The following is a 1,162-nucleotide window of genomic DNA, read 5'->3' as shown; positions in this document are numbered from 1 at the left end:
CTTTGACGATCGCTGGTTTGGTGTTTTGCTTATCAGCAAATGGTCCCATGTCTTTATATATAAAGTTCGCGATAAAGAATGAGTACACCGCCGCAACTGCCGCAGCCTCTGTTGGTGTGAAAATACCGCCATAGATACCGCCAAGGATGATCACCACCTGCAACAATCCCCAACTCGCATCTTTGGCTGCATCAAACGTTTCTTTCCGTCCCACGAATGGTTGCTTAGGTAGATTCTTAATCCTCGCCGCAATGTAGATAGCGATCATCAACATCACGCCAGCCAGCAAACCCGGGATCACACCACCAAGGAACATACGCCCCACTGACACATCGGTCGCCGCTGCATACACCACCATCACGATCGATGGCGGAATCAAGATCCCCAAAGTACCTGCGTTACAGATAACACCCGCAGCAAACTCTTTCGAGTAACCGTTTTTGATCATCCCCGCAATGACGATACTACCGATAGCGACCACGGTTGCTGGTGAAGAGCCAGACAGTGCTGCAAACATCATACATGCCACAACGGAAGCCATGGCGAGACCACCACGGAACCAACCGACGATGGCAATCGCAAATCGGATGATTCGCTTTGCAACGCCACCTGTCGACATAAAACTTGAGGCCAAAATGAAGAAAGGTATCGCCAACAATGTGTAGTGACCAGCAAAGGCATTAAACAGCGTTTGAGCAACTGACGCCAAAGAAGCATCGGAATTAAGAAAAGAACACTGGAAAGACCCAGAGAAATTGCGATTGGCACACCAATGAGCATGAAGCCAATCACCATTAAAAACAGTAGTAAAATATCCATGGCTTAGCGCTCCTTGTGCTCAGAATCGTTCGAGGAACGAGGAGTCATGGCATCGCCAGCTTCACTCATTTCTTCTTTTAAGGCTTCCAGTTCTTCCTCAGCTTCATGCCCTGCAATCAAGCGATCCAGCTTGCCTGTAGCGATCTGCCAAGTGACTTGTAAAAAACGGAAAGTGAGCATCGCCATACCAAGCGGCAAAGCGAAATAAGGAATAAAGCGTGGCAGTTTTTCGTAGCGCTCGCCTTCATTAAGCCAATCCGCTAAGAACTGTAAAAACTCAGGCATTGGGATATCGTCGGTTTCATACCATGCGCGCTCTGTCGCAAAGGGATACCAATAATTA

The 1,162-nt window shown here is 48.2% G+C and carries 2 pseudogenes; both read right to left on the bottom strand.

Annotated elements, in window-relative coordinates:
• Positions 1-819: pseudogene (locus R7Q11_RS24885) on the bottom strand (TRAP transporter large permease); the annotation flags it as partial.
• A 3-nt stretch (positions 820-822) separates the two neighbouring features.
• Positions 823-1,162: pseudogene (locus R7Q11_RS24880) on the bottom strand (TRAP transporter small permease); the annotation flags it as partial.

The sequence above is a fragment of the Vibrio sp. 970 genome (genome assembly GCF_033339075.1).
This window is presented reverse-complemented; position numbering and strand designations above follow the sequence as displayed.